Origin of the sequence: Sagittula sp. P11 (assembly GCF_002814095.1) — a bacterium.
Classification (GTDB): Bacteria; Pseudomonadota; Alphaproteobacteria; order Rhodobacterales; family Rhodobacteraceae; genus Sagittula.
In genome coordinates this window covers 2,233,615-2,254,753 of record NZ_CP021913.1, presented here as the reverse complement: position 1 = coordinate 2,254,753, position 21,139 = coordinate 2,233,615, and the positions used below count along the sequence as shown (strand labels likewise).

At 69.8% G+C, this 21,139-nt stretch carries 16 protein-coding genes; 10 read left to right on the top strand and 6 right to left on the bottom strand.

Going from position 1 to position 21,139, the window contains the following annotated elements; translation table 11 throughout:
* Positions 1-133 precede the first annotated feature (133 nt).
* Positions 134-1,531, top strand: a complete 1,398-nt coding sequence (locus tag CDO87_RS10935; RefSeq protein WP_100928810.1) for a hypothetical protein — start codon at positions 134-136, stop codon at positions 1,529-1,531.
* 13 nt (positions 1,532-1,544) lie between these two features.
* On the opposite strand, the gene CDO87_RS10930 is transcribed toward CDO87_RS10935, so the two are convergent.
* On the bottom strand, positions 1,545-2,633 hold the full coding sequence (locus CDO87_RS10930) for an SHOCT domain-containing protein (protein ID WP_100928809.1): 1,089 nt from the start codon (positions 2,631-2,633) through the stop codon (positions 1,545-1,547).
* Between the two features lie 79 nt (positions 2,634-2,712).
* Positions 2,713-3,888: a glycosyltransferase family 4 protein gene (locus tag CDO87_RS10925; protein WP_100928808.1), complete on the bottom strand. Its 1,176-nt coding sequence runs from the start codon at positions 3,886-3,888 to the stop codon at positions 2,713-2,715.
* Between the two features lie 266 nt (positions 3,889-4,154).
* On the opposite strand from CDO87_RS10925, the gene CDO87_RS10920 reads away from it, so the two are divergent.
* The 3 genes from CDO87_RS10920 (at position 4,155) to CDO87_RS10910 (ending at position 8,405) form a co-directional block, all read left to right on the top strand.
* Positions 4,155-5,612: a hypothetical protein gene (locus CDO87_RS10920; RefSeq protein WP_100928807.1), complete on the top strand. Its 1,458-nt coding sequence runs from the start codon at positions 4,155-4,157 to the stop codon at positions 5,610-5,612.
* Positions 5,609-6,895 carry a glycosyltransferase family 4 protein gene (locus tag CDO87_RS10915; RefSeq protein ID WP_100928806.1) on the top strand — a complete coding sequence of 429 codons (1,287 nt, stop codon included), beginning with the start codon at positions 5,609-5,611 and terminating at the stop codon, positions 6,893-6,895. Before CDO87_RS10920 ends, CDO87_RS10915 begins: the two co-directional genes overlap by 4 nt.
* Before the next feature lie 247 nt (positions 6,896-7,142).
* Positions 7,143-8,405, top strand: coding sequence for an MFS transporter (locus CDO87_RS10910; RefSeq protein ID WP_100928805.1), 1,263 nt, complete (start codon positions 7,143-7,145; stop codon positions 8,403-8,405).
* A gap of 3 nt (positions 8,406-8,408) precedes the next feature.
* On the opposite strand, the gene CDO87_RS10905 is transcribed toward CDO87_RS10910, so the two are convergent.
* From CDO87_RS10905 to CDO87_RS10895, 3 genes are read right to left on the bottom strand one after another with little or no spacing between them, the layout of a single operon-like run.
* Positions 8,409-9,161, bottom strand: coding sequence for an SDR family oxidoreductase (locus CDO87_RS10905; RefSeq protein ID WP_100928804.1), 753 nt, complete (start codon positions 9,159-9,161; stop codon positions 8,409-8,411).
* Complete coding sequence (locus CDO87_RS10900) at positions 9,154-10,671, bottom strand: GMC oxidoreductase (protein WP_100928803.1); 1,518 nt, start codon at positions 10,669-10,671, stop codon at positions 9,154-9,156. Before CDO87_RS10900 ends, CDO87_RS10905 begins: the two co-directional genes overlap by 8 nt.
* Positions 10,668-12,719, bottom strand: coding sequence for an acyltransferase family protein (locus CDO87_RS10895; protein ID WP_100928802.1), 2,052 nt, complete (start codon positions 12,717-12,719; stop codon positions 10,668-10,670). Before CDO87_RS10895 ends, CDO87_RS10900 begins: the two co-directional genes overlap by 4 nt.
* A gap of 177 nt (positions 12,720-12,896) precedes the next feature.
* Here CDO87_RS10895 and CDO87_RS10890 point away from each other — a divergent pair, with 177 nt between their 5' ends.
* Positions 12,897-13,400 carry a serine O-acetyltransferase gene (locus CDO87_RS10890; RefSeq protein WP_100928801.1) on the top strand — a complete coding sequence of 168 codons (504 nt, stop codon included), beginning with the start codon at positions 12,897-12,899 and terminating at the stop codon, positions 13,398-13,400.
* Between the two features lie 97 nt (positions 13,401-13,497).
* On the opposite strand, the gene CDO87_RS10885 is transcribed toward CDO87_RS10890, so the two are convergent.
* On the bottom strand, positions 13,498-14,262 hold the full coding sequence (locus tag CDO87_RS10885; protein WP_100928800.1) for a WecB/TagA/CpsF family glycosyltransferase: 765 nt from the start codon (positions 14,260-14,262) through the stop codon (positions 13,498-13,500).
* A 245-nt stretch (positions 14,263-14,507) separates the two neighbouring features.
* On the opposite strand from CDO87_RS10885, the gene CDO87_RS10880 reads away from it, so the two are divergent.
* Genes CDO87_RS10880 through CDO87_RS10860 form a run of 5 tightly spaced genes read left to right on the top strand, consistent with a single transcriptional unit; the run spans position 14,508 to position 21,125 of the window.
* Entirely contained in the window at positions 14,508-15,632 is a 1,125-nt protein-coding gene (locus CDO87_RS10880; RefSeq protein ID WP_100928799.1) for a Gfo/Idh/MocA family protein, read from the top strand.
* A gap of 50 nt (positions 15,633-15,682) precedes the next feature.
* Positions 15,683-16,831, top strand: a complete 1,149-nt coding sequence (locus CDO87_RS10875; RefSeq protein ID WP_100928798.1) for an NAD(P)-dependent oxidoreductase — start codon at positions 15,683-15,685, stop codon at positions 16,829-16,831.
* Complete coding sequence (locus CDO87_RS10870; RefSeq protein WP_100928797.1) at positions 16,828-18,069, top strand: glycosyltransferase; 1,242 nt, start codon at positions 16,828-16,830, stop codon at positions 18,067-18,069. Before CDO87_RS10875 ends, CDO87_RS10870 begins: the two co-directional genes overlap by 4 nt.
* Positions 18,066-19,025, top strand: a complete 960-nt coding sequence (locus tag CDO87_RS10865; RefSeq protein WP_100928796.1) for a glycosyltransferase family 2 protein — start codon at positions 18,066-18,068, stop codon at positions 19,023-19,025. Before CDO87_RS10870 ends, CDO87_RS10865 begins: the two co-directional genes overlap by 4 nt.
* Entirely contained in the window at positions 19,026-21,125 is a 2,100-nt protein-coding gene (locus tag CDO87_RS10860; RefSeq protein WP_100928795.1) for an NAD-dependent epimerase/dehydratase family protein, read from the top strand. It begins immediately after the preceding gene.
* Positions 21,126-21,139 lie beyond the last annotated feature (14 nt).

Here is a 21,139-nt window from a genome sequence, read left to right as displayed (position 1 = left end):
CTAGCCAGCGACCCCGGCCCGCGATAGGGCCAGTTGGCGCACCGGATTAAGGCCAGAAAAGCGCACGCGGATCAAGTTGACGTTCCCGACCGCGCAGGTAAGGTTCTACCTATCTCGTTGAAAGGACGTCCGAATGCGCCTTGTCTTGGCCCTCATGCTTCTGGGCACCCCCGCCCTTGCCGCCGACATCATCGACGGGGGCGACCCGGTGATGGGCTGCGACGTGACCCTCCGGGGGATCATCGCGCCGGGCGACACCGACGAGGCCTCCGCCGTCATCCGCGCACGGGTCAGCGACTTGGCCGCAGAGGACGGCGAACCAGAGGAGTCCTATTCCCTGACCATGTGCCTCGACAGTCCCGGCGGCTCGCTGGCAGAGGGCATCCGGCTGGCGCATTTCTTTACCGACAGCAAGACGATCACCGCCGTCCCGCGCGACACCCGCTGCGAAAGCGCCTGCGCGGTGGCCTTCCTCGGCGGCGCGGTGAACACCTACTACGCCGACGCGGGCACCGACCGGCAGACCATGCGCATCCTGCATCCGACCGCGCGGCTCGGCTTCCACTCGCCGTCACTGACGGTGGAGGACGGCAACTACACCGCCGAGACGGTCAGCCGCGCCTACGGCGTCGCGCTGGCCGGGATCGGCCAGTTGCAGCAGCTCAAGGAGAAGATCTACATCACCGACGCGCTGATGAGCATCATCCTGACCACGCCGCCCGACAGCATGACCTACCTCGAAACGGTCGGCCAGTCGGCCGCCTGGCACATACAGGTCGCGCCGGTGAAGGCGCCGGACGAGCTGACGCGCGACCACGTCGCCACCATGTGCAACAACATGAACCGCGCCGCGCCGAAGGCCGCCGGCGCCGCCGCCCCCGTCGAGCCGGAGCTGAAGCCGGACGATATCGAGCTCTACAAGGCCGACCCCGACGTGCCCTACGTCTATGTGAGCGTCGATGCCACCTACCGCTATCCCGGCGAGGTGCCCTGTTCCTTCGGATGGCAGCCGCTGTCGGTGGACGACCATCCCACCCGGATCATGGACGGGACGCTCGATATCTTCATGAACATGCCCTACGCGTGGTTCGCCGCGCCGGAAACGCCCCTGCCCGCCCTCGCCCGGCGCGACGACTGGACGCCGGAGGACACCGGCGGCGGCGCACCGGCCAGCAGCACCGCCCGCGCGCTCTGCCTTGTGCTGCGGGACGGCGATCTGCGCGATCAGGACCCCTGCACGCTGACCCGCACCCAGCAGGGCCTCGCCGAGGTCTTCACCTTCACCTGGCCTTCCGGCGCCCGCACCGTGGTCGAAGAAACCGGCAGCGGGCCAAAGCTGAACGGCGCGGAGACGAACACCGAAAGCCTGTTCATCGCCAAGTTCTCCACCAGGGCCTCGCGCGATGCGATGGAGCGGGTGGCGGCGGCGCAGGGGATCGAGGGCAATTCATGGCGCTGCTGGCTGAACCCGTCGTCGGGCAACAGGTTCTGCGCGCTCGACACCGAACGCGAAGGGGCGATCTTCGACTGAAGGCGGGACGGCGTCAGAGCCGCGACAGAAGCTCCGCCTTCTTCGCCTCGAATTCCTCGTCGGACAGGATGTGGATGTCCCGGAGGGCACCCAGCTTTTCCAGCGCGGCAAAGATCTCGTCGGCAGAATTCAGCACCCGCGCCCCGGAGTAGATCGAGGGCGCCTCCGGCTCCGGCCGGGACTGCGCGAAGGGATCGTTCTCCGGCTCGGGCGCAGCCGGTGCCGACCATGCCGGTTCGCGCACCTGCGGCTCCTCGGCTGTCGGGGACGGCCTGGGCGGTGCGAACTCCGGCGGGCGGGAGGCCTCCGGCAGTTGCGGAACCTGCGAGGATTCGGCCACGAGGGACGGCTCGTGGTCGTCCAGCGCCACCGGCCCCCATGTGCTGTCGCCCGAAGAACCGTCGTCGAGGTCGGCCGCGGCCTCCGGTGCGTCCCGGTCCGCCGTTTCCGTGGTGTCCTCGTCGGGAGCGGGCACATCCTCCGGATCCTCGCGGACCTCCTTCAGGCTGCGCAGGTCGACGGTGCCGTACTGGCTGGTGAAGGTCCAGCTTGCGGAACTGCCCTGCTGCTGGCTGATGCCGCCGATCTCGTGGTTGCCGGTGTCATAGACCGTCACCCGCCCGGCAAGGTTGATCGCCAGCCGGTGCTTGTCGGGGAAGATCGCGTAGCTCAGGTCGTTCTGCGACCCTTGGCTTGCGGGCTGACCCAAGCCTTCCGGCCACCAGCCCGACGCCCCGCCAAGGCCCATGCTCATGCCGCCGGACCGGCCCAGCCCCTGCGACTGGAACTGGCCGCCGGTCTGTGTGCCGCCCTTCGGCGCGCTGCGCTCGAACAGCGGGGTGCGCGACGCGACCTGCGCGATCTCCGTGCACAGCGCATCGACCTGCGCCTTCAGACCGTTGTTGAACATGTCGCCGACCATGGTCATGCCGCCCCAGGACCACTGGCCCATGCCGCCCAGCTCGGGAATGTCGAATTGCGCCTGTGTGCCGCCGCCGCGCAGGACCGCCTCCATCAGCGTCTGCACCGCCTCGCGGGAAACACCGTGTTGCGTGCTCAGGTCTTCGCGCAGTTGCGCGCCTGCTTCGGTGAGGCCACTCATGAACGAATCCCTTGCGTGTATCGGGTTAATCCGGCGCTACCACGGATCGACCCGAGTCTCCACCGCGTTGCCCGTCGTGTCAGGCCGAACGCCGCTGAGGGTCCCTGCGTTTCATCGCGACGGCCTCTTCCAGCAGAATTTTCACGCGTTTGCCCCAGGCGTCCCAGTTCAGCCGGGTCTCGTAGATCGTGCGGGATGTGCGGCTGAGCGCCGTGTACCGCTCCGGCGCGGCAAGGTGTTCGCGGATGAGCCGGGCGAAATCCTCCGCCCCCGAACCGGGCGGCAGGCCATAGCCATTCTCGCCGTCCCGGACCGGCACGCCCCCGACCCGCAGGCAGAGCGAGGGCATCCCCCAGGCCGAGGCCTCGCAGAAGGCAAAGCCATAGCTTTCGTGGGAGGGCATCACCATGAAGTGCGCCTCCCGCAGCGCGGCTTCGAACAGAGCAAGCTCCGAAGGCACCGCCTTGTCGAGGTGGGCGCGCACGGTGACGTGTTCGTTGATGTGCATGTCGGGCGGGACGCAGCCCACCACGGTCAGATGCGCGTCGACGCCCTGCGCCCGCAGCACGTTCAGCGTGTCGAAGGTCAGCGGCCCGCCCTTGGTGAACCAGTCCCGGCCCAGCACCAGCAGCCGCACGGTCCCCTTGGTGTCCAGCACCTTCGGCCCCGACCACTCCGGCGCCTCGATCCCCGCGCCCCATTCGACGCATTTGCCCACGCCCGGCGCCAGGCCATAGCGTTCGTCCACCGCCGTCCGCAGCCACTCCGACGGCCAGAGCCCGAGGTCCAGCTGCCTCAGCACATCGGCTTCGCGCCGCTCGACCCAGCCGTCCATGACCTTAGCCAGCGGCATCGTCCGGTCGTGCGCCGCGCCGATCTCCGAACAGCGGAACACCGTCTGCACCGCGTCGGAGGTAAAGGCGCTGACCACCTGCCCCGGCACCCGCACACCCGACAACGCATGCAGCGCATAGGCACCGAAGACCACGTCGGGAGAGGTCTCCTCGAGGTAGCGCGTCACCCGCCGTCCCACGACACCGCGCAGCGCGTAATGCGCGCGCCAGCGCAGCCGCATGTTCATCCCGGTCGAGGTCGACAGGATCGCCTGCCGCACGGGCTCGGCAGGGCCCCAGTCCTGCGGCACGACCGAAACCTCGCCGACATGGCGTTCCAGCGTCTCGAAGATTCGCCGGTTGCCGCCGGAATAGATGTTCCGGTCCTCGGGCGGCATGTCTGTCAGGTAGGCAATGCGCAACGTGTTGTTCCCGGAAATGCCAAAAGGGATAGGAAACCGCCCTGCACGGGCAATCCGGCGATAGTATGGCACCCCGCGGACCATGTTTCCAACCGTGCAACGGCGTGACCGGTTCCGCACAACCCGACCCGCTTTCCTTACAATCGGCGCATTGCCGACGCGACTTTGCCCGACGCCGCTGCTATCAGGCGGGCACCGGGGTCCATCAGGCGGGCACCGGCCCGCCCGCGCACCCGTTCCGCAGCACGAAGGCCCGCAGCGCCCCGATGCCCAATCCGATCGCCTTCCTTGCCCTCGCCTGCTTTCCGCTGGTGGTTGCGGCGCTCTACGGGCGGCTGCCCGCGGACCGGGCGCTGATCTGGTCGATCCTCGCCGGCTATCTCTTCCTGCCCGAACCGCCCGCCGTCTTCGACTTTCCCGCCGCGCCCCCGCTGTCGAAACACAACATCCCGGCGCTGATGGCCTTTGCCCTCGCCATGTGGCGCCACGGGCCGCAGGGATCGCTGCTGCCGCACTCCCTGCTGGGCAAGGCGCTGGTGCTGATCTTCATCCTGTCGCCCGCCGTGACCGTCCTCACGAACGGCGAGCCGGTCTTCTGGGGGCAGGTCGGCCTGCCGGGGCTGGGCCTCAAGGACATCCTGGCGCTGACCATCCAGCAGTTCCTGTTCCTGCTGCCCTTCCTCATGGCGCGCCAGTTCCTTGCCAGCGGCGGCGCCCAGCGCGAGCTTCTGAAGGCGCTGATGATCGGCGGGCTGGTCTATTCGTTCCTGATGCTGATCGAGATCCGGCTTTCGCCGCAGCTCAACCTCTGGGTCTACGGCTTCTACCAGCACCAGTTCGGGCAAAGCGTGCGCTTCGGCGGATACCGCCCCGTGGTCTTCCTGTACCACGGGCTGTGGGTCGCGTTTTACACCTTCATGGCGGTGATCGCCGCCTGGGGGCTGTGGCGATTTTCAGCGGGCCGGAACGGGGCGAAGCTCCTGCTGGCCGCGCTCTGGCTGACCACGGTGCTGGTCCTTGCCAAGTCCCTCGGCGCGATGATCTTCCTCATCGCGCTGGCGCCGCTGGTCGTCCTCGCGCCCGCGCGCCTGCAGGTCCGCATCGCGATCCTGATCGGCGTTCTGGCGCTGGCCTACCCGCTGCTCAAGGGCGCGGCGCTGATCCCGGAGGAAACGCTGCTGGCGCGCGCCGCCGCCATCGACCCGGACCGTGCCGCCTCCCTCCGGTTCCGCTTCACGAACGAGAACACGTTGCTCGACCGCGCCTACCTGAAACCGCTGTTCGGCTGGGGAAGCTGGGGGCGAAACCACATCCTCGACCCGGTGACCGGCTTCATCCTGACCGTCACAGACGGGCGCTGGATCATCACCATCGGCGTCTACGGCTGGGTGGGCTTCGCCGCCGAGTTCGGCCTGATCCTGCTGCCGCTCCTGCTGATCGGGCGCGAGGTGCGGCTGGCCCGGTCGCAGGTATCTCCGCTTGTCGGGCCGCTGTCGCTGATGCTGGCGGCGAACCTGGCCGACATGATCCCCAACGCCACGCTGACGCCGCTTACATGGCTGATCGTCGGGGCGCTTACCGGCTATGCCGAAAGCCTGCGGGCCGAGCGCCTCAGACCCGCATCCGTCGACAGCCGGAACACCTCAACCGCCGACCCCGAACAGACCGGCGCGCCCGCCCCCGGCTGGCGCCCGGTCATCGGCGCGCCGAAGGAAAGCCGATGACCCGCGTTCTAGCCGTGGCCGAAGCGGCCAACCCCGAATGGGTCAGCGTACCGCTTGTCGGCTGGTCGCTCGCCTCTGCCCTGCGCGACGTCGCCGATGTCCACATTGTCACCCAGACCCGCAACCGCGACGCCTTCCTGCGTGCCGGGATGCGCGAGGGCACCGATTTCACCGCCATCGACTCCGAGGCCATCGCCCGCCCCATGTGGAAGCTGGCGGAAAAGCTGCGCCTCGACAGCGGCAAGGGCTGGACCACGCTGCAAGCGGTCAACGCGCTGTCCTATCCCTACTTCGAACGGCTGATCTGGAGGCGCTTCGGCGACGACATCCGGCGCGGCGCCTATGACATCGTGCACCGCATCACACCGCTTTCGCCGACCTCGCCCTCGCCGCTGGCGGCCAAATGTGCCCACGCGGGCGTGCCCTTTGTCCTCGGCCCGCTCAACGGCGGCGTGCCCTGGCCAAAGGCGTTCGACGCCGAACGCCGGGCCGAGAAGGAATGGCTCTCCTACGTGCGCGGCGCCTACAAGCTGCTGCCGGGCCGCCGCGCCACGCTGACCAACGCCAGCGCCATTCTCGCCGGGTCGCGCCACACCGCCTCGGAGGTCCCCGACCACCTGCAGGACCGTGTGATCTGGCTGCCGGAGAACGGCATCGACCCCACGCGCTTCTCGCGCATCGCGGCGCCGCAACCCGGCAAGCTGCGCGCCGCCTTCGTCGGACGGCTCGTCCCCTACAAGGGCCCGGACATGCTGCTGGAGGCCGCGGCCCCGCTGCTGCGCGACGACCGCATGACGCTCGACATCATCGGCGACGGCCCGATGATGCCCGACCTGCGCGCACAGGCCGACCGGCTGGGCATCGGCGCGGCGCTCACCTTCCACGGCTGGCAGGCGCACGAACAGGTGCAGGACATCCTTGCCACGTGCCACCTGCTCTCCTTCCCCTCGATCCGCGAATTCGGCGGCGGCGTGGTGCTGGAGGCGATGGCGCTGGGCGTCGTGCCGCTGATCGTCGACTACGCCGGGCCGGGAGAGCTGGTGGACGACGCGACCGGCCTCAAGGTGCCCTGCGGCGCGCGCGAGCAGATCGTCGACGGGTTCGCCCGCGTACTGGCCAGCCTGGCCGAGGCGCCGGAACAGCTTGCCCCCATGGCCGCCGCAGCGCGCGCCCGCGTGCAGCGCGATTTCCTCTGGTCCGCCAAGGCGCGGCAGGTGGCGCGGGTCTACGACTGGGTGCGCGCCGGAAGCCCCGCGCCGAAACCCGACCTGTTCGGAGACTGAAGGCGCCGCCGTCGCCGCCCCCCGGGACGTACATCTCCCTCAGCCCACGCGACAAAGGGCGGACACGCAGGCCCGCTCCCTCCGCACCCACATGGCGGCCCGCCGTCCACCCCGAACACCGAAAACCCCGCCTCGTGTCGCGTTCAGACCATGAGGTCGCGCCCGGGGCAGAGCGCCGCCCGCCGCTGCGCCATGGTGCGCGGCACAGGACCCTGCCCCGCCGCAGGCCCAGACGACGAGTGCCCCCATGTTCGAACGCCGCATCCCCGAATGGCTCCGCCACGCCCCCGCCCCGTCCGTTAGGGGGTTCGCCACGCTCGCCGGGTGCGAGGCGGTGGCGCGGGGGATGCTGATCTCCGTCTTTCCCGTGGCCCTCTACGACGCGCTGCAGGACGCGGGCGAGGTCAGCGCGATCTACTTCGCCATCGGCCTCGTCTCGCTTCTGGTCGGGCTGCTCGTGCCCTTCGTCAACCGCTTCATCCCGCGCCGCGTCGTCTATGCCATGGGCGCGCTGTCCTTCGTCACCGGCGCAGGGCTGGCGGCCACCGGCGGCGCCGCGGCGCTGATCGCCGGGCTCGTGCTCGTCTCTTCCGCGACGGTGGTCTGCTTCGTCTGCTTCAACGCCTACGTGCTGGACTACATCGCCCGGGTCGAGCTCGGCCGGTGCGAGACGCTGCGCCTCTTCTACTCCGCCCTCGGCTGGACCATCGGGCCGGTGACCGGCGTCACCCTCTGGACCGTCTGGCGGCCCGCCCCCTTCCTCATCGCGGCGCTGGCGGCGGCGGCGATGCTGGCGGTCTTCCTCTACATGCGGCTCGGCAACGGCAAGCTCATCACCCGCGCCCGCCGTGCCACGCCGAACCCGCTGGCCTACCTCGGGCGGTTCCTGCAGCAGCCGCGCCTGATCTCCGGCTGGCTCTTCGCGGTGATCCGCTCCTGCGGCTGGTGGGTCTACATCGTCTACCTGCCGATCTTCGCGGTGGAGAACGGGCTGGGCGACCGGCTGGGCGGCGTTCTCGCCTCCACCACCAACATGGCGCTCTTCGCCTCGCCGCTGATGCTGCGCTGGGTGCAGGCCCGGTCGGTCCGGGGCGCGGTGCGCACCGGCTTCATGGCCTGCACGCTGCTGTTCCTCGCCGCGGGCCTGTCGGGCGCGCTGCCGTGGATCGCCATCGCCGCGCTGTTCTCGGCCAGCATCTTCCTGATCCTGCTCGACATCTGCGGCGGCCTGCCCTTCCTCATGGCGGTCAAGCCCTCCGAACGCACGGAAATGTCGGCGATCTATTCGTCCTTCCGCGACGTGTCGGGCATCCTGACGCCGGGCGTCGCATGGGTCATCCTGCTGGCCGCGCCGGTGCCCGCCGTCTTCGCCGCCGCCGGCGCCGCAAGTCTCATCGCGTGGCGCATCGCGGGCCACCTGCACCCGAGGCTGGGCGAACACCGCATCCGCTTCCCGGAAGAGGCCCCGCCGCGCGTTCCCGCCGGAACGCCGCTGCCTTCGCAGCAGTAGGCGTCAGAGCACCCGGGGCCTCCGCCGCCGCATCAGGATCATGTCGCGGACCTTCGCCTTCATCCCGCGGGACGGCAGGATCTCCCGGTCCATCTCGAACACCGATCCGCTGTAGGAGACATCCCCCTTCAGCGCCAGCCGCACGCCCCACTCGGCCGAAACCTCGGGCGCCACGCCATCCGGTATGCCCATGGTCGTCGCCAGCATCCCCGGCATCCAGTCCGACACCACGATCCCCGGCAGCCGGTCGCCCAGATCGGCCAGCAAAGCGCGGGTGAAGATCCGCGCCGCGCCCTTCGACACCGAATAGGCAGAGGACGCGGGCAACGGATTCAGGTCGGCAAAGGTCGCCACGTTCAGGATGCGGCCCCGCCCGCGCGGCGCCATGTCCTCCAGCACCGCGCGGGTGCAGTTCACCACCCCGCCGAGGTTCACGCCCATGGTCGCGGCAAAGCTCTCGCCGCTTTCGGCAAGGATGTCCCGGTGCGGATAGACGGCGGCGTTGTTGACCAGCACCGCCACCGGCCCGAGCGTGGCAAATCCCGCCTGCACGGCGCCCCAGTCGGCCACGTCCATCGGCAGGGCGGTGAACTCCGGGCCGCACAGGCCCGCCGTCTCTTCCAGCGCCTCCGCCCGCCGCCCGGTGCCGGCTACGCGGAAGCCCCGGCCCGCGAAGGCTGCCGCCATCGCCCGGCCAAGGCCGGAGCCCGCGCCGGTCACCACGACGCATCCGTCCTTTGGCGTGAAGTCAGTCATCCGCACCCATCCCCCCGGCCACGTGCAGCGCGAAGGCCGCGATTGTCAGGCTGGGGTTCACCCCCATCGACGTCGGCATGAAGGACGCATCCGCCACCCAAAGGTTGTCGACATCGTGCGCCCGCCCGTCGGGCCGCAGGACGGAGGATGCCGGATCGGTCCCGAACCGCAAGGTCCCGCAGGGATGCCCCCAGTTCAGGTCCGGTGCAAAGCCGAGGAACATCCGCCTCTGCCCGCGGAAGGCATGCCGGATCGCCTTGCGGAACGCCTGCCGCCGCGCCTTCAGCTCGTCGTGCAGGGTGTAATGCACCGCCCCGTCCGCGCCGACCCGGTTCTCCCGGTAGGGCAGGTCCTCCATCAGCCCGACGAAGATCTGCGCCGAACCCATCAGCTTCTGCGCCACCGCAGCGGGCAGGCGGGACAGCGGCGCCAGCCGGGACAGGCCCCGCGCCGCCAGCATGCGGTTCAGGTAGAACACCGTCTCGCCATAGGACGCGCGGATGCCCATGGCCTGCACCGTGCCCAGCCGCTGCCCTTCGAGGTGATAGAGATCGCGGAGCGAAATCGCCTTCGTCGCAGCACCTTCCACCCCGGGCCACAGCGCGAACATCTCGTTGAGGTGGAACATCAGGTTGCGCCCCACAAGGCCGGAGCGGTTGGCGACCCCCTCCGCCCAGCCCTCGCAGGCCGAGCGCAGCAGCACAGCCGGCGACCCGAGCGCCCCCGCCGCCAGCACGTAGCGCCGCGCGGTGAAGCGCCGTGTTTCGCCGTCCACCCGTGCCTCCACCCCCGCAACCCGGGCGCCGTCCATCACCAGCCGCGTGACCTCCGCCCCGGTCAGAAGCTGCGCCCCGGCGGCCAGGGCCGGTTCCACCCCGGCAGAGCGTCCGTCCATCTTGCAGGCGCGCGGGCATTTGCGGCCAAGGCACATGGCGCAGCCCTCCAGCCGCTCCACCCCGGTGTGCGCGTGGTAGGGATGCAGCCCCGCCTTGCGGAACCGCGCCATCATCGCCGCCTCCACCCCCGTGAGGTCCGGCGCCGCGCGCAGCGGCAGGGGGGCCTCGGACGACAGCGGATCGGGCGTGCCGTAGACGCGGTACATCTGGGCCGCCTTCGCGTAGAACGGCGCCAGCGCGTCGAAACCCAGCGGCCAGCCGCCGGTGGGATGCGGACGTCCCGGCACGTCCTCGAGGTCATGGCGTTCGGGCCGTTCCAGCGTCGCCGCGTAAAAGACCGACGACCCGCCCGGCCCCGCACCCCGCGGCGCGTAGAACGCCTGCGCGACGCCGTCCACCGTGACCGACAGAGGCTCCGGCCAGAGGCCACGGGTGGCGCGCGCCTCCGGCACGAAGATCTCCGACAGGCCGTTTTCGGCGCTGCGCACGTCGGCCAACCCCTTTTCGAGGAACAGCACCTTCTGCCCGGCCTCCGCCAGCGCGCGGCCGATGGTGCCGCCGCCGATGCCGGCGCCGATCACCACGGCGTCCCACTCAGCCTCCCAGTGGGTCATCCTTCGGTGGCGCCGGTCTGCGCCGCCTCCGTCGCGAGGCCCTCGAACAGCGGGGCGAAAAGATCGCGCACCCGCAGCGCGGCCGCGTTGGTCACATGGTTGTTGTCGAAGAACTGGCCCACGCCGTCCACCACCGCCGAACAGCGCGTGCCGTCGCAAAACCGCGGCCAGGGGTCGATCAGCGCGACCCGGCCCTCTGCCGCCAGCGCCTGCCACGGCAGGTCCGCCTGCGCCGCGCGATCCGCCAATGCGGTACGGTCGACCTCGGGCTCGGTCCTCGGCGGGGCGGCGAAGGGCAGCCCGGCATGGGCCGCCTCCCGCGCTGCGCGGCGGCTGTCGTAAAGCGGGATCTCCGGCGGCTGCCGCAGGACAAGGATGCGGTCGAAGTAACGCTCCAGATGCGCGACCGTGGCCTCGGCGGCGCGCGACACGACCGAAGCCTGCGCCTCCCCCACCTCTTCCGGGCCGGTGGTCGGGTAGATGGCGATGCGGTTCCCGGCGTCCAGCCCGCTGCCCGTGCCCTCGGCGTAGTACCCCCAGCGCCCGACCAGCAGCACCGCCTCGACGCTGCCCAGCCGCGCGAAGCTCTGCTTGATCTGGGTGTTGGCCTGCGTGCAGGCGGTGTTCTGCGCCGGGGTCGCGGCGGTCTCGACCTTGCGGATGTCGATCAGCGGCGGACAGCCAGCCCGCCACAGGATGATCCCCGGCACCCCGGCCTCGTGCGCCGCCATGTCCAGCCCCTCCTTGAAGGCGCGCAGGTGGCTGTCGCCCCAGACCAGCACCTTCGGCGGGCCGTCCGGGCCGATCGGGCAGACTTCCAGCCCGTCGAGCGGCAGCTGGTCGGCCACGTAGCACCGGCTGAAATCCTGCAGGAAGTCCCCCGAGGCCGCGATATGCACCGCCGCCTCTGGCCCGAAGCGCTGCGGCAGCCCGTCCCTGAGGTAGACGTAGGCGCCGAACGCCAGCGCGGCTGCAGAGGCGCCCAGCGTGCCGAACAGCACCGCCCAGCCGGGCAGGCGGTCGGCCCGGCGCACGGGCTGTTCGACGAACCGCCACGACAGCCAGGCCAGCGCCACCGACAGGGCCATCCAGACCACCGCCTCGGCGGGGTGTGCATAGCCGTCGCGCAGGTAGCTCGACAGCACGAAGACCGGCCAGTGCCAGAGGTAGAGCGAATAGGAGATCAGGCCGAAGAAGCGCAGCACCGGCAGGCGCAGCATGGCGCTGACGCCATGTGTCCCGTTGCCCGTCGACAGCAGCATCAGGGTGCCCGCAACCGGCAGGATCGCCAGCAGCCCCGGGAACAGCGGACCTGCGGGGATGAAAATCACCGAGACCAGCACCAGCAACAGGCCGATCCACGCGAAGGGCGTCCAGCCCTGCCAGCCGGACTGCCTGCGGTGGCCCCAGATCGCCAGCAGCACGCCGCTCAGCAGCTCCCACGCGCGGAACGGGAAGAGGAAGAAGGTCGCCGTCGGATAGGCCGGGGTCAGCAGGACGCAGGCCGCCAGCGAGACCGCCCAGATCGCCACCAGCGCGCCCAGAAGGCCCCAGCGCCAGCGCGCCAGCACGAGGATCAGCAGCGGCAGGAAGATGTAGAACTGCTCCTCCACCGCCAGCGACCATGTGTGCAGCAAGGGCTTGTCGTGGGCCGCCACATCGAAATAGCCGGTCTGCCGGAAGAACAGCACGTTCGACAGGTAGACGGTGGAAGCGATGGCGGTCTTGCCGAACTCCCGGAACTCGAAGGGCAGCATCAGCACCCAGGCGGCGGCGGCGGTGACCGCCAGCATGGTGAAGAAGGCGGGCGCAAGACGGCGGAACCGGCGCAGGTAGAAGTGCCTCAGCCAGACCCGGCCCGTGGCGTCGTATTCGCGCCAGAGGATGCCGCCGATCAGGAAGCCCGAGATGACGAAGAAGATGTCGACCCCGGTGAAGCCCCCGGCAAGCGGCACGCCGAAATGGTAGAGCACGACGGACAGGACAGCGATGGCCCGCAAGCCGTCGATGTCACCGCGGTAGGGCGGATGGCGGGTCTGCGAAGTCATTGTCCTGCCGGTTTCTCCGGTTGCTCGAAACATCCTGCCTCCGCCTGCGGGAATCCGCGCTGCGGGACAATGGTAAACACTGTAATGCGACGGGCCTCTGCGGTCCTCTGTTGCGTTTGAAAGCAGGATAACCCATTTCAGGGCAGGAGTGTGGCAGATCGAAGGCCCCGGGACGGAATGCAGCAGGACACACGGATTTCAGCCGACGTGCCCGACTGGTCGCGCGAGCGGATCGACACCTTCTGGGAGCCGGGCAAGAAGCTGATCCGGGCGGTGCGCCGCTATCAGCACTGGCGCGGACGCGGTGCCTTTGGCCGGCTGGTGTCGAAATACTGGGTGGCGAACCACTGGTTCTGGTCGCTGATGACCCAGTCCGAACTGCACCTGACGACCGAGATCGGCGGCGGCCTGCGCCTGACCCATCCCACCGGCATCATCGTGCACCCGAGGGCGCGCATCGGCGTGAACTGCATGATCTTCCACCAGGTGACCCTGGCCGGGCCGGTGGTTCTGGGCGGTCACGTGGACGTGGGCGCCGGTGCCAAGCTGCTGGGCCCCCTGACCGTGGGCGACCACGCGGTGATCGGCGCCAACGCGGTGGTGACCCGCGACGTGCCCGCCGGTGCGACGGTGGCCGGCAACCCGGCGCGGGTGATTTCCGGCGGCACTACGGACGCATAGGGGTTTCGGCCCGCCTGCGGCGGCCCGACCCGCCGGGAGAGGCCTTGCCTCCCCCGGACCCCCTCCAAGGTATTTGTGCCAAGATGAAGGAGGCGGGTCAGCCGTTGCGGGCGCGCAGCCGCATGGCCAGGGCCTTGGCCGCCTCGACGGGCAGGATGGCCAGGCACTTCAGGTAGCGCGGGCCGAGGCGGCGCGGGTTCGAAGCCGCCCGCCAGAGCCATTCCATCGAAAACCGGCGCACCAGCGCCGGGGCGCGGTTCTGGGTGCCTGCGAAGAAGTCGAGCCCGGCGCCGATGGAGGCGAAGCCCACCTCCGGCGCCCGGGTGCGTCCGAAGGCGGCGAAGGTCTCCTGCTTCGGCGCGCCCAGCGCCACGAAGCACAGCCGCGCGCCGGAGTCTGCGATCTCGGCCAGGTAGGCCTCCGCCAGCTCGCCCTTTGGGTCGAAGCCCATGCGCGGAGCGATGCAGCAGGCCACGGTGAGGTCGCGCACCTCGCGTTCGAGGTATTCCTTCGCGGCCTTCAGCACCGCGTCGGTCGCGCCGAAAAGCGCCACCTGCACACCCTGCTGCGCGGCGATCCGCGCCAGCGGCAGGATCGCCTCGGACCCCGGGATCAGCGAAACCGGGCGTCCGGCCAGCTTCGACATCCAGACGATCGGATTGCCGTCGGCCACCACGAAGTCCTGCGCGGCATAGGTCACGCGGAATTCGGGCGAGGCGCGCAGCTTCACCAGGTGGTCCAGGTTGATCGTGGCGAGTGCGAACCCGCGTCTTTGTGCGAATCTCTCCCGCACCCGCGCTTCGAGCACGGCCCACGTCGGCACGTTGACGCGGATGGGAAGGTCCTCGATCCGGAATTCCATGACAGCCTCTTTGTCCCCGCGTGATCCATAGCCCGGATCGGCGGCACATGCCGTGCCGAAACTGCAACATGGGCCGCAAAAAACGTGCGAATGATGCTGCGCCGCCGCAGCGCAGCGGGTTTGACGTGCGGATGCCGTCTTATGGCCATGTTTGGCTGCAAGCGAAGGGTCAATGGTTAAGGGGGTCCGCTGGTGGTTGCGGAACATTGGACAATCGGGGTGCGTGGCGCCGCAAGGGTGGCGGCATGACGGACAGGGTTCTGTTGCTCGGCTGCGGGTTCGTGGCCGACCTTTACGCGCGGTCGCTCGCCACGTTCCCGGGGATCGAGGTCGCCGGGGTCTACGACATCGACGCGGGCCGGCTGCGGGCTTTCTGCGCGCACTGGTCCCTGCCTGCCGCTGAGTCCTTCGAGGCGCTGCTGGCCATGGCACCCGGCGCACTGGTGCTGAACCTCACCAATCCCGGCGCGCATTTCGAGACCTCGCGCGCCTGCCTTGACGCCGGGCACCCGGTCTATTCCGAAAAGCCGCTCGCCATGACGGTGGAGGACGCGAAAACCCTGCACGCGCTGGCGGCGGAGAAGGGGCTGGCGCTGGCCTCCGCCCCCTGTTCGGCGCTGGGCGAGGCGGCGCAGACGCTGGGCCGGGCGCTGCGCGACGGCGTGGCCGGGAGCCCGCGCGCGATCTACGCGGAGCTCGACGACGGCTTCATCCCGCAGGCGGCCTACGACAAGTGGCTGTCGGAATCCGGCGCGCCCTGGCCCGCGGAGGACGAGTTCCGCGTCGGCTGCACGCTGGAACACGCGGGCTACTACCTGACCTGGCTGATCTCGTGGTTCGGGCCGGTGCGCACGGTGGTCGCGGCCTCGGCCGAGACGGTCCCCGACAAGGGCGGCCATGGCCCTTCGGCGCCGGACCTGTCGGTCGCGGTGCTCTATTTCGAGAACGGGCCGGTGACGCGGCTGACCTGTTCCATCGTGGCGCCGCACGACCATTCGATCCGCATCATGGGGGACAAGGGGGTGTTGTCCTGCGACGCCGCGTGGGACAATGCCGCGAAGGTGCGCTTTGCCCGGCGGCTGACGATCCGGCGGCGCCTGATGGAATCGCCGGTGAAGCGCCGCATCCGGCTGAAGCAGCCGACCCATCCGAAGGTGGCGCGCTGGGGGGCGGCCGCGATGAACTTTGCGCTCGGACCCGCCGAGGTGCTGGAGGCGCTGCGCGAGGGGCGCCCCTGCCGCCTGTCGAACGACATGGCCCTGCACCTGACGGAGGTCACGCTGGCGATCCAGAACGCGGGCGAGACGACGGGCGCGCAACGCATGACGACGACCTGCGCGCCGATGGAGCCGATGCCATGGGCGAAGTGAGACCGGAGCAAGAAAAAGCCGAAGTGAAACCGGAGCTTCAGGACGGCGGAATGAAACCGCAGGAACGGTCCGGCGACGTGAGACCGGACCGCACACAGACACAAGCCCAACCGGAAAGGCAGGCAACCGAAGTGACACCGGAGCAAGGCAAAGCGGCAAAGGACAACGCCTCCGCCCGCCCGGGCGAGGACGAGGCCCGGCTCGCGCCCGCAGCGCCCGGTCCGCGCATCGTCGTCACCGGCGCCAGCGGTTTCCTCGGGCGTGCCTGCGTGGCCGAGGCACGGCGCCTCGACCTGCCCGTGCTCGCCGTCACCCGCGGCAGCCCCCTGCCCGGCTGGGCCGACGACGCGGGCATCGCGACCCTGCAACTGGACCTCACCGCGCCGGAGGCCGCCGACCGGCTGACCGGGGCGCTCACCGAAGACAGCGCCCTGATCCATGCCGCAGCCCACCTTGGCGACGATGCGCAGGCGCTGGCCCGCGACACGCTGCAGGCCAACCGTGCGGTCCATGCCGCATGGACGGCCAAAGCGCCGCGCCTTGTGCTGATCTCCTCGCTCGCGGTCTACGACACCGACCGCCTGCACGCGGGCGACTCGCTGAGGGAATCGAGCGCGCTGATCCCCCTGCCCGACGCCACCCTGCGCGGCGCGCGCGATCCCTATGCCGGGGCGAAACGCCTGCAGGAGGCGATGTTCCTCTTCGACGACGCGCTCGACGACGACTGGATCCTGCGCCCCGGCGCGATCTGGGGACCGGGGCGGTCATGGCACGCGCTCCAGGGTTTCTGGGCGTCGAAGCTCTTCGTCACAATCGGGTCGGAGGGTGAGCTGCCGCTGGCCCATGTCGACCACGTCGCCCGCATCGCGGTGGAGGCGGCCCGCACCCCGACCCCCGGCCCGGGCGTGCTGAACGTCTTCGACCACGACCGCCCGACCCGCGCGCGCTTCCTGAAGGCGCACCGCAAGGTGCACGGCTGGCCGCGGCTGAACGTGACAGTGCCCTACACCCTCTGGTCCGCCATGGTCCGCCTGCTGCGCCCCGTTGCGCACAGGCTGCCCGGGCTCTTCCGCGAGCCCGTGCTGCGCGCCCGGATGATGCCGCTGCGCTATCCGACGGACCGGCTGCACAGCGCCTTCCCCGGCAAGCGCCCCCGGTTCGAGGATCTGATGACCGCCACGCGGGAGGGCCGCGCATGACCCTGCCGAAACTGGCCTACCTGACCGGCGAATACCCCCGCGCCTCCGACACCTTCATCCAGCGCGAGGTGGCGGGCCTGCGGGCGCTGGGGCACGAGGTCATGACCTGCTCGATCCGCACCACCGGCGCCGAACACCTCGTCGGGCCGGAACAGCGCGAGGAGCACAAGCGCACCTTCAAGGTCTTGGCCGCCTGCAAGGGGCCGCGCCTGCTGTCCGCGCACCTGCGCTGGATGGCCCGGCCGAAACGTTACCTGCGGACGCTCCGGCTGGCATGGCAGACCGCGCCCAAGGGGCTGAAGGGCCGGCTCTACAACCTGATCTACTTCGCCGAGGCGGGCGTGCTGGCCGACCACATGGCCCGCAACGGCGTCACGCACCTGCACAACCACATCGCCAAGGCGTCCTGCACGGTGGCGATGCTGGCGTCCGAACTCTCGGGCATCCCCTACAGCTTCACCATCCACGGGCCGGACATCTTCTTCGAACCGCATCACTGGCGGATCGACGAAAAGGCCGCCCGCGCGCGTTTCGTCGCCTGCATCAGCGACTTCGCCCGCTCGCAGCTCATGTGCTTTGCCGACCAGATGCACTGGGACCGCTTCCACGTCATCCATTGCGGCGTCGACCCGGCCCGATACACCGCCGCACCGCATTACGGCGAAAGCCTGCTGTTCACCGGGCGCATGGCGGCAGTGAAGGGCGTGCCGGTGTTGCTGCAGGCCATGGCCGAACTGAAGCCGAAGTACCCCAACCTCAGGCTCACGCTGATCGGCGACGGGCCGGAACGGGTGGGCATCGACGCGCTGGCCCGCCAGCTCGACCTGCACACCTGCGTCACCTTCCTGGGCTACCGCAGCCAGGCGGAGGTGGCAGAGGCACTGGCAGAGGCCGACATCTTCACCCTGCCCAGCTTTGCCGAGGGCGTGCCCGTGGTGCTGATGGAGGCGCTGGCCTCCGGCGTGCCGGTCGTCACCACGCAGATCGCGGGCGTGCCGGAACTGGTGGAGAACGGCGAGACCGGGCTCTTGGTGCCGCCGGGCGATCCCGATGCGCTGGCCGCCGCCATCGCCACGCTGCTGGACGACCCGGACCGCCGCCGCGCCATGGGGGCAAAGGGCGCCGCGAAGGTCGCCGCCGACTTCGACGTGGCGCAGGAGGCCGCGCGCCTCTCCACCCTCTTCACCGCCTATGCGGAAGACAAGCAGCCGCCGAAACGTCCGGAGCCGCGGCCATGACCCCCGTCGATGTCGTCCTGATCGGCCGCAACGAAGGGGACCGGCTGAAGGCCGCGCTGGCCTCCGTCGCCGGGCAGGCGCGGCAGATCGTCTATGTCGATTCCGGATCGACCGACGAAAGCGTGGCCGCCGCCGAACGCGCCGGTGCGAAGGTCGTCAACCTCGACATGACCCGCCCCTTCACCGCCGCCCGCGCCCGCAACGCCGGGTTCGACGCGCTCGACGCGCCGGAATACGTGCAGTTCATCGACGGCGACTGCGCGCTGGTGCCCGGCTACCTTGACGCCGCCCGCGCCTTTCTCGACCTGAACCCCGGCACCGGCATGGTCACCGGCTGGCGGTCGGAGATCCACCGCGACGCCACGCTCTACAACCAGCTCTGCGACTGGGAATGGCGCCGTCCCGCGGGCGAAATCGCGGCCTGCGGCGGTGACATGATGGTGCGGGCGCAGCTCTGGCGCGACGTGGGCGGCATGAACCCCGACGTGATCGCCGCCGAGGACGACGAGGTCTGCGTGCGCTTCCGCAAGGCGGGCTGGACGCTGCACCGCATCCCGCACGAGATGACGCGCCACGACGCCGCCATGACCCGCTTCGGCCAGTGGTGGACCCGCGCGGTGCGCACCGGCCACGGATTTGCGCAGGTCGGCCACCTGCATCCCGAATACTTCGTCCGCGAACGCCGCCGCGTGCTGGTCTACGGCCTGGCGCTGCCGCTGCTGTTCCTCGCGGGGCTGCTGACGACCCTCTGGCTGTCCGCCGCCGTCCTCGCCGTCTACGCGCTGAACTACGTGCGGACGGCTCAGGGGCTGATCCGCGACGGGCTGCCCGCCGCGCAGGCATGGCGGCACAGCCTCCTCCTCACCCTGTCCAAGATTCCAAACCTCATCGGCATGGCCCGGTTCCACACGCGACGCGTGCGGCGGTCGGACATGCGCATCATCGAGTACAAGTAAATGTCGAAAACCATTCCCATCGGCCTGATCGGCGCCGGATACATCGCAGACTGGCACGCGGACGCCCTGAAGGCGACGCCGGGGGTGCGGATCGCCGCCGTCTGCGACCCCCGCGAATCGGCTGCGCAGGCCCTCGCGCAACAACATGGCGCGCAAGTATTCACATCTGTGCAGAAAATGATCGAAGCGCATGTTTGCGAGGCAGTCCACGTACTCACCCCGCCCAACCTGCACGAGCCCATTGCGACAGAATGTCTCTCTGCGGGGCTTCATGTGCTTGTGGAAAAGCCTGTTGCCGAATCAAGCGCCGCGACCCGGCGAATCGCCGAAGCCGCGCAGGCGGCGGGCCGCTTCTTTGCACCCGGTCACAACTTCCTCGGGCTGCCGTCTTACCGCAGGTTGAAAGACGCGATGCAGGCAGGGGATTACGGCCGGATTCACACCGCCGAGATCACATGGGCCCTGCCGCTCGCCCCGCTGCGCTCCGGCCCGTACAACCTGTGGCTGTTGAGGAAGCCAGAGAACCTGCTCCTCGAACTGGGGCCGCACCTCTTTGCCTTCGCCCACGACCTCTTCGGCCCGGTGACCGTCACCCATGCGGAGGCAGGGCACCCCGTGATGCTCCCGGGCGACGATCCGCGCCCGCAGTCCTTCCGCATTCTCGCCCGCGCGGGCCACGTCAACCTGCTCTTCCAGATCGCCATGGTCGAGACTGTGGATGACCGCTCCGTCACGCTGCGCGGCTCCTCCGCCCGGGCGCGGCTCGACTACGCCTCCGACGTGCTGACCGTCGAACGGGAAAACGCCGCCGACCTCGTGATGAACCCGCTCCGCCGGCAGCTCGACCTCTCCGGCCAGCACCTGAAGAACGGCCTGCGCAACGCCTGGACGCAGGGCAGGTCGCTCAACACGAAGAACCCCTACGCGCAAAGCTTCCGGGGCATGGACGCCGCGATCTATGGCGCCATGGCGCAGGGCAGGCAGGACCCGTCCTTCTCCGCCGACAGCGCCGTGGCCGTCATGCAGGCCATCGACGACGCCATCACGCTGCTGCCCGACGCGGCCAAGCAGGTGGCGACGCCGCCCGTCGCCTCCCGCAGGCCGCAGCCCACCGCCATGGTCATCGGCGGCACCGGCTTCATCGGGCGCGCGCTGACCCGCCGCCTCGTCGACAACGGCTATGACGTGCGCGTCCTGTCCCGCGGCAAAAGCGGCCCCTTCCCAGACCTGCCCAACAGCGTCGAGACGGTGGGCGTCAGCCTCTACGACCTCGACGCGCTGACAGAGGCGATGCAGGGCATCGAGGTGGTCTTCAACCTCGCCCGCTCGCTCGAAGGGACATGGTCCGACGCGCTGATCCACGATGTCGGCGTCGCCACCCGCATCGGCATGGCCTGCGAAAAGGCCGGCGTGAAGCGGCTGATCTACACCGGCACCATCGCCTCCTACGACATGTCCGACCCGACACGGACCATCACGGAGGTCACGCCCTTCCCCGCCGACATGACCGACCGCAACATGTACGCCCGGTCCAAGGCCGAATGCGAACGCCAGCTCATGAAGCTCCACAAGGAGCGCGGCCTGCCGCTGGTCATCGCCCGCCCCGGCATCGTCGTCGGCCCCGGCGGTCCGCTCCAGCACTGGGGCATCGCCCGCTGGCATGGCGCGGGGGCCGCGCGCATCTGGGGACCGGGCACCAACACCCTGCCCTTCGTGCTGAACGACGACATCGCCGACGGGCTGATCGCCATGATCGACGCGCCGGTGGTGGGCGAAAGCTTCAACCTGACGGGCGAACCGATGCTGACCGCGCGCGACTACTTCGACGCGATCAACGACCGTCTCGGCGCGCGCATCCGCGTGTCCTCGGGCAACCTCACGGCCTTCTACGCCTCCGACGCGGTGAAATACCTGCTGAAGAAGCACGCGCTGCGCCGCAAGGGCGTGGTGCGTCCCTCGCTGGCCGACTGGAAAAGCCGGGCGCATTTCTCGCCCTTCGACAACGCCAAGCCGAAGGCACGGCTGGGCTGGCAACCCGAGGCAGACCGCGCGCGTTTCGTCGACCGGGCCATCGGCGACGCCGGGCTGTTCGGCTTCTGACGGTGGTGTGATGG